Origin of the sequence: Streptomyces sp. WAC04114 (assembly GCF_019733245.1) — a bacterium.
GTDB classification, from domain to species: domain Bacteria; phylum Actinomycetota; class Actinomycetes; order Streptomycetales; family Streptomycetaceae; genus Streptomyces; species Streptomyces massasporeus_A.
The window spans coordinates 21,176-29,244 of record NZ_JAIGQA010000102.1; the positions used below are offsets into that span (position 1 = coordinate 21,176).

Annotated in this window: 5 protein-coding genes and 1 pseudogene; 1 reads left to right on the top strand and 5 read right to left on the bottom strand. The window is 68.7% G+C overall.

Features of this window, described 5'->3' with window-relative positions; translation table 11 throughout:
• Positions 1–162: 162 nt before the first annotated feature.
• Positions 163–2,286, bottom strand: a complete 2,124-nt coding sequence (locus K4G64_RS24105; RefSeq protein ID WP_221758101.1) for a type IIA DNA topoisomerase subunit B — start codon at positions 2,284–2,286, stop codon at positions 163–165.
• A 441-nt stretch (positions 2,287–2,727) separates the two neighbouring features.
• Between K4G64_RS24105 and K4G64_RS24110 the strand changes: the two genes are divergently transcribed.
• Positions 2,728–2,958, top strand: coding sequence for a hypothetical protein (locus K4G64_RS24110; protein WP_031103326.1), 231 nt, complete (start codon positions 2,728–2,730; stop codon positions 2,956–2,958).
• A 222-nt stretch (positions 2,959–3,180) separates the two neighbouring features.
• On the opposite strand, the gene K4G64_RS24115 is transcribed toward K4G64_RS24110, so the two are convergent.
• From K4G64_RS24115 to K4G64_RS24130, 4 genes and pseudogenes are all read right to left on the bottom strand, one after another.
• Positions 3,181–4,029, bottom strand: coding sequence for a trypsin-like serine protease (locus K4G64_RS24115; RefSeq protein WP_221758102.1), 849 nt, complete (start codon positions 4,027–4,029; stop codon positions 3,181–3,183).
• Between the two features lie 137 nt (positions 4,030–4,166).
• Positions 4,167–5,708: an RNA polymerase sigma factor gene (locus K4G64_RS24120; RefSeq protein ID WP_221758103.1), complete on the bottom strand. Its 1,542-nt coding sequence runs from the start codon at positions 5,706–5,708 to the stop codon at positions 4,167–4,169.
• Between the two features lie 425 nt (positions 5,709–6,133).
• Positions 6,134–7,021, bottom strand: a complete 888-nt coding sequence (locus K4G64_RS24125) for a FadR/GntR family transcriptional regulator (protein WP_221758104.1) — start codon at positions 7,019–7,021, stop codon at positions 6,134–6,136.
• A 161-nt stretch (positions 7,022–7,182) separates the two neighbouring features.
• A pseudogene (locus K4G64_RS24130) lies at positions 7,183–8,069 on the bottom strand (ABC transporter); the annotation flags it as partial.

Consider the following 8,069-nt stretch of genomic DNA (forward strand, 5'->3'; position numbering starts at 1 on the left):
GTCCCTTGGCGTAGGCGTAACGCACGGCTTGTGCACGGTCCTTGACGTCCCGACCGCCCGGTCGTCGGCCTCGGGATCGGAGTGAGGGTGGGTCACGGGGTGGCTCCTCAACCGTGCGTCTCTCCACCCGCGGGTGGAGAGACGCACTGACGCACGCCGTGGTTACGCGTCGATCCGCGACCGGTCCAGCGTCGCCGCCGAGTTGGAGATGAACTCCTTGCGCGGCGCCACGTCGTTGCCCATCAGCAGGTCGAAGACCTGCTCGGCGGACTCCAGGTCGGAGAGGTTGATCCGGCGCAGGGTGCGGTGACGCGGGTCCATCGTCGTCTCGGCCAGCTGGTCGGCGTCCATCTCGCCGAGGCCCTTGTAGCGCTGGATCGAGTCCTTGTAGCGGATGCCCTTGCTCTGGAACTCCATGAGCTTGTCGCGCAGTTCGCGGTCCGAGTACGTGTAGACGTACTTGTCCTGGCCCTTCTTCGGCTGGATGATCTCGATGCGGTGCAGCGGCGGCACCGCCGCGAAGACCCGGCCGGCCTCGACCATGGGCCGCATGTAGCGGTGGAACAGCGTCAGCAGCAGCGTGCGGATGTGCGAGCCGTCGACGTCGGCGTCGGTCATCATGATGATCTTGCCGTAACGGGCGGTGTCGATGTCGAAGGTCCGGCCCGAACCGGCTCCTATGACCTGGATGATCGCGCCGCACTCGACGTTCTTCAGCATGTCCGTCACGGACGACTTCTGGACGTTGAGGATCTTGCCGCGAATCGGCAGCAACGCCTGGAACTCGGAGTTCCGGGCGAGCTTCGCCGTGCCGAGCGCGGAGTCACCCTCGACGATGAACAGCTCGCTGCGGTCGACGTCGTCGCTGCGGCAGTCGGCCAGCTTGGCCGGCAGCGAGGAGGACTCCAGGGCCGTCTTGCGCCGCTGCGCGTCCTTGTGCTGCCGGGCTGCGATGCGCGTACGGGCGGCGGCGACGGCCTTCTCCATCACGACACGGGCCTGCTGGGCGGCGTCCCGCTTCGTGGAGGTAAGGAACGCCTTGAGTTCCTTGGAGATCACCGTGTTCACGATGCGGCGGGCCGCCGATGTGCCGAGGACCTCCTTGGTCTGGCCCTCGAACTGCGGCTCGGCCAGGCGCACGGTCACGACCGCCGTCAGGCCCTCCAGCGCGTCGTCCTTGACGATGTCGTCCTCGGCGACACGCAGCAGCTTCTTGGCGCGGAGCACCTCGTTCATCGTGGCGGCCACGGCCTGCTCGAAGCCGGCGACATGGGTCCCGCCCTTGGGCGTGGCGATGATGTTCACGAACGACTTCAGGGTCGTGTCGTACCCCGTGCCCCAGCGCATCGCCACGTCGACATCGAGCTCACGGGTGACCTGGGTGGGGGTCATCTGGCCGTGCTCGTCCAGAACCGGGACGGTCTCCCTGAAGGTGCCCTGCCCGGAGAAGCGGAGGACGTCGCAGACCGGCTTGTCGTTGGCCAGGTACTCGCAGAACTCGCTGATTCCGCCGTCGAAGCGGAAGGATTCCTCACCCTTGCTGCCGCCCTCGCCGAGTCCGTACTCGTCGCGCACGACGATGGTCAGACCGGGCACCAGGAACGCGGTCTGGCGGGCGCGCTGGTGCAGCGTCTCCAGGTTGAGCTTGGCGTCCTTGAGGAAGATCTGGCGGTCGGCCCAGTACCGCACGCGCGTGCCGGTGCGGTTCTTCGGGATCTTCTTGGCCTTGCGCAGCCCGCTCTTGGCCTCGAACTTGGCCTCCGCCCCGTTCCCCGCGAAGGCGCCGGGGACACCGCGCCGGAAGCTGATCGCGTGCGTGTGGCCACCGCGGTCCACCTCGACGTCCAGCCGGGCGGACAGTGCGTTCACCACGGAGGCGCCGACGCCGTGCAGACCGCCGGAGGCGGCGTAGGAGCCACCTCCGAACTTGCCGCCGGCGTGCAGCTTGGTCATGACGACCTCGACACCGGACAGGCCGGTCTTGGGCTCGACGTCGATCGGGATGCCGCGGCCGTTGTCCCGGACCTCGACCGAGCCGTCGTCGTGGAGGATCACCTCGATGTGGTCGCAGTACCCGCCCAGCGCCTCGTCGACGGAGTTGTCGATGATCTCCCAGACGCAGTGCATCAAGCCACGGCTGTCGGTCGACCCGATGTACATACCCGGGCGCTTGCGTACGGCCTCGAGCCCCTCGAGGACGAGCAGGTGCCGCGCGGTGTAGTTGGAACCGTCCCGGTCTGCTCCTGCCAGCAGAGCTGTGGACGGCACGGACGTTTCGGCGGTCACGCGGTTCGCTCCTCGCTGAATTTCAGATGGGGCCCTCATGGGTAAGGGCGCGGCTTCAGTCACCGGTGAGAGGGTACCGAGGCCTGGTAGAGCCGTTGTAACGCCACCCTCGTCGGAAACTCACACTAGTCCACACTCGTATGCGTGTTCGATCCCTCGATGGAGTGAAGTACACATCACGTTCCCTTCCAGGCATGAACCATTTAGGCTCCGGGCACGTCCTCATGAACAACCGGCAACCCAGCCGGGAGGACCGACCACCGATACAACGCGAAGCCCCGTAAGACACATAGACACGCAATACGGCACATTCGCCGCCAACCGGCAGCAGACAGCCGCCTCGCAAGATTCTTTCGAGGAAAAGCCACGAGCGGGAACGTTTTGGGGCTGGTTGGATGTTGACCCTGGTACGACAGCTCGTCGAGCTAGAGAAGAGGCGACGTGACTACTGTTCTGACCCCCGCGAGCCCGCTGACGGCCGCTGATCGCTGCGACCGCTGCGGCGCCCAGGCGTACCTGCGCGTCGTCCTGCTCAGCGGCGGAGAACTGCTCTTCTGCGCCCACCACGGCCGCAAGTTCGAGCCGGAACTCAAGAAGATCGCCGCTGAGATACAGGACGAGACGGAGCGGCTCACGTCCGCTCCCGCGAACGCCTCCGAAGAAGAGCGCTGAGACCTCGCGTCCGACGACGAGCCAGCCCGGCACAGGCCGGTGAACGGGCGGCTGCCCCTGGTGACCAGGGACAGCCGCCCGTCCTCGTCTTCCCAGCCGGTTCAGGCGCCCAGCCGGTTCAGGGCTCCGCCGACTGCCTCACACACCGCCTGAGGCTCACACCCGTGGCTCCACCTGGCATCACGCACCGCCCGAGGGCCGCACCCGTGGCTGCACCGGGCCTCACGCACCGTCCGAGGCCGGTGCCCAGCCGAGTGTCCGCATGATGTCGGACACCCGCATGTAGACCCCGGGGTTGCCGGCCCGGCCGCAACCGATCCCCCAGGACACGAGCCCGATCAGGCGCCCCTGGGCCACCAGCGGCCCTCCACTGTCCCCCTGGCAGGCGTCGCGGCCCCCTTCGGTCTCCCCGGCGCACAGCATGCTCGTGGCGTCGTAGGTGCCGTTCGAGCCGCCCGGATACGCCTCCTCGCACTGCGCGTCGGGGAGCACACGCACGCGCGCCGCCCGCAGACTGTCCGGGTACTCACCGGCACCCGTGGTGTCGCCCCATCCGTACACCGTGGCCTTCTCGCCCGCCGTGTACGCGGGATCACCGTCTGCCGCCATGCCGATGGCCGGGTCGCCCTGAAGCGGTTCGGCCAGAGTGAGCACCGCGAAGTCCCCGGCGTTGCTGACACCGTCGTAGGCCGGATTCACCCATGTGTCGCGCACGGTGACCTCCTGGCCGTCACGGCCCGAGAGCAGGTCCGTGCGTCCGGCTATGACCTTGAGGTCACGCAGACGCTCGGGCGGCCCGCCCAGGACCTCCTCGTCCAGACAGTGGGCCGCGGTGAGCACGGTCGCGCGACCGACCGCCACCCCTCCGCAGAACTGCCCCGAGCGCGTACCCCCGAACCGGTCACGACTGGACAGGGCCACCGTCCACGGACTCTGGGACGCCTCGACGGGAAAGCCACCTATGACCACACTGTCGGCGGCCACAGGGGCACTGGAGCCCATTGCCAGGGCCGGTACCGCGACCGCCAGGACCAGCGGCAGGACCAGAGCTCGTGCCGGGCGACGACGCATACGCACTCCTCACTCCGTGTTGTCCGTAGGACACCCAGAGTGATCCACCCCAGTGAACCCCGCACCCGCGGCGAGGCAGCATCACGAAGGCCCGGTCCCCCTCGGGGAACCGGGCCTTCCGTGTCGTACGACCTTGATCAGTCGAGGTAGTCGCGCAGTACCTGCGAACGCGACGGGTGGCGCAGCTTCGACATCGTCTTGGACTCGATCTGGCGGATCCGCTCGCGCGTGACGCCGTAGACCTTGCCGATCTCGTCGAGGGTCTTCGGCTGACCGTCGGTGAGGCCGAAGCGCATCGAGACGACGCCCGCCTCGCGCTCGGACAGGGTGTCCAGGACGGAGTGCAGCTGCTCCTGCAGGAGCGTGAAGCTGACCGCGTCGGCCGGAACGACGGCCTCGGAGTCCTCGATGAGGTCACCGAACTCGCTGTCGCCGTCCTCGCCCAGCGGGGTGTGCAGCGAGATGGGCTCGCGGCCGTACTTCTGGACCTCGATGACCTTCTCGGGGGTCATGTCGAGCTCCTTGGCCAGCTCCTCCGGGGTGGGCTCGCGGCCCAGGTCCTGGAGCATCTGGCGCTGGACACGCGCGAGCTTGTTGATGACCTCGACCATGTGCACCGGGATACGGATGGTGCGCGCCTGGTCGGCCATGGCGCGGGTGATCGCCTGACGGATCCACCAGGTGGCGTACGTGGAGAACTTGTAGCCCTTGGTGTAGTCGAACTTCTCGACCGCGCGGATCAGACCGAGGTTGCCCTCCTGGATCAGGTCCAGGAAGAGCATCCCGCGGCCGGTGTAGCGCTTGGCCAGGGAGACCACGAGGCGGAGGTTGGCCTCCAGCAGGTGGTTCTTGGCGCGGCGGCCGTCCTCGGCGATGATCTCCAGCTCGCGCTTGAGCTTCGGGGCCAGCTTGTCGGCGTTCGCCAGCTTGTCCTCGGCGAACAGACCCGCCTCGATGCGCTTGGCGAGCTCGACCTCCTGCTCGGCGTTGAGCAGGGGGACCTTGCCGATCTGCTTGAGGTAGTCCTTGACCGGGTCGGCGGTGGCACCGGCGGCGGCGACCTGCTGGGCAGGCGCGTCGTCCTCGTCCTCGTCGGAGAGCACGAAGCCCGCGTTCTCGGTGGTGCCCTCGGGCTCCTCACCGGCCTTGCCGGGAGCTGCCTCCTCGAGCACCTCCTCCTCGAGGATCTCGGCGTCGTCCTTCTTGGCGCCGGTCTTCTTGGCCGCCGTCTTCTTGGCGACGGTCTTCTTCGCTGCCGCCTTCTTGGCGGTCGTCTTCTTGGCAGCCGCCTTCTTGGCGGGTGCCTCCTCCTCGGCGGCGGGCTCGGCGGCGGGCTCCGCCGGGGTGGCGGTGGCAGTGGCCTTCCGGGTGGTCACCGCCTTGGCCGCGACCGTCTTGGTGGCGGTGCGCTTGGCGGGACTCTTCGCTGCGACGCTCTTTCGGGTGCGCTTGGGCTCTGCGGCACTGACCATCAGCGTCACACCCTCTTCCTCGAGGATCTGGTTGAGGCTGCGCAGTACGTTCTTCCACTGAGTGGCCGGAATCTGGTCAGCTTCGAAGGCCCGACGCACGTCATCGCCGGCGATCTGCCCCTCAGCCTTTCCCCGCTCAATGAGCGCCATGACAGAGACGGACTCGGCGATCTCCGGCGGGAGCGTACGGGATGTGCTGGCCGACACGAACAACCTCTCGGAACGTTGGAAAACGGCTTCCGGCCCCGTCCACAGTGGACAGGAGCCGACCGCCGGCTTGGGGATGGGCCGACGGCGCGGGCGGGGGCCGGGAAGATGCACAGCGCCGTGAACGACGTCCGTATTCCCTCCGCGGCTGTCACCTCTTAGGTCATCGCGTTCTTCCCACGAGCGTTACGCCCAATCCGCGTGGCCCGAGTCACACCCCGTAAGCGACCAAAAACGGTCAGACGCTGACAGATGTGGTCATATACGGTGTCGCCTCGACCGCCCTGCCGGATCCCGGCCCTTTCGCGCCGTCGGACCCCGCAGGATCCAAGGATCCCACGGGGTCCGACGGGAGGCGGATCACCGATCAGGCACTGCCACAGGAGGGGGGTGGCACACCCGGCCGCGCCGCCCGCGGAACGCGGTCAGTGCTCGCGCGGGGCGGGCACGACCCGTTCCACCTCGGGGTGGACCGTGAGGAGTTGCCGCATGGCCACCTCGGCCGCCGTTCCGTCGCCGGCGGCGAGGGCGTCGCAGATGCGGCCGTGGTGCGCCAGGGACGTCTCGTTCGGCCGGTCACAGCCCGTGACCGGGCCGCCGGAGACCTGGAGGGCCGCGGACACGATCCCGGAGAGGTGCTCCAGCATGCGGTTGCCCGCGACCTGGATGAGCAGCGAGTGGAACTCGGAGTCGGCGCGGGAGAAGGTGAGCGCGTCACCCTGCGCCATGGCGTGCCCCATGATCTCGACCATGTCGGCAAGGCGCTGCTGGACGTCCTCGCGCCCGTGCCCTGCGGCGAGGCGGGCAGCCAGCGGCTCGATCGTCCACCGCAGCTCGCTCAGCTCACGGCGCTGGTCGTCGCGCTGCGGCCCGAAGGCCCGCCACTCGATGATGTCCGGGTCGAGGAGATTCCAGTCACTGACTGGGCGCACGCGCGTGCCGACGTTCGGACGGGCGCTCACCAGACCCTTGGCCTCCAGGACGCGGAGCGACTCGCGGACGACGGTGCGGGAGACCTCGAAGCGCTGGCCGATCTCCTCGGGCACCAGGGGGCGGTCGGCGCCCAGATCGCCGGACACGATCATCTGACCCAGCTGTTGGACGAGTTGGCCGTGCAGCCCGCGCCCGCGGCTGCCCGCGGCGCGGCGGCCCACGCGGCCCAGCTCGGGGTCCCCGCCGTCCCAGGCAGGGATCCCGACACGGTCGACGGCGGGCGCCTCGGCGTACGGGTAGCGGTCGAGTTCGCCCGGGCTCGCGAGGCCGGAGTCAGCGGAGCGGGCGGCGGTCATCATGGTGTGCGCAAGGGTACTCACGCATCCTTTGTCGGCGCCGTCTCCAACTCCCTTGAGGTCTTTGGTGAAAAGCACACGAAAGGGTGATCGCTCACCCCGTCGCAATTGACGCCTTATCGGAAAGAAATGGGCGTTCTGCGGGGAGTTGTGCGCATGGCCGGACTAAGGGTTACGGACAGTCGTCACCGGAACCTGCTGCGCAGGGTGGTCAGCAGATACGCGCAGAGCAGCGCGGTCAGCGACAACGTCATTGCGCCGCCCACGGGTTGGGAGACCACGTTGAGCGCGGCCTCCAAGTAGCGCTCACCCCCGAAGGGCCACCGCGGTAGAAGGGCCTCCCGCAGCCTCATGGGGAGTCCGGCCGCCGTTCGCACGGATGGTCCGTTCACGAGCTGGTGCACGACAGGCACGACGAGAAGGGGAACGGCGCCGACGGCGGCCAGTCCGGCCGAGGTGGACCGGAAGACGCCTGCGGCCAAGACACCGGCCCAGGCACAGCCGACCACGAGCCCGAGCCAACTGGCACCCATGGGGAGCCAGTCGACGGGAACCTGGGCGAGCTCCCGTCCATAGATGAGATAGAGCACTTCGGCATCGCAGCCGACAGTGAGGACGGCCAGCACCAGCGCGGTGGCCGAGGAGACGAGCAGTTTGGCGGTCAGCAGCCCCAGCCGGCGGGGCACGGTGCCGCGGTCCGCAGCCAGGGCGGGGTGGCGGAACTCGTCGCCGAAGGCCAGCGCGCCGAGCAGTCCCGCGCCGAGCGCCGCGGGCGGCAGGGGAAGCTCTTGCGGCCACGCGGCCAGCAGGCGCGGCTGCGGAGTGTGCCCGATGCGCGCGAGCACGACGGCGATCACGGCGGACACGGCGAGCGTGACGGCCCCGATGAGGAATCCCGTGCCGATCCCGGTGGCACGGCGGATCTCGTAGCGGAGAGGACGGAGAGGGCTGGGTGGCGGAACTCGTCGCCGAAGGCCAGCGCGCCGAGCAGTCCCGCGCCGAGCGCCGCGGGCGGCAGGGGAAGCTCTTGCGGCCACGCGGCCAGCAGGCGCGGCTGCGGAGTGTGCCCGAT

Excerpts from the sequence above, each read along its gene's own strand:
- K4G64_RS24115 (WP_221758102.1), bottom strand. The coding sequence starts at position 4,029 with ATGCGTCGTCGCCCGGCACGAGCTCTGGTCCTGCCGCTGGTCCTGGCG.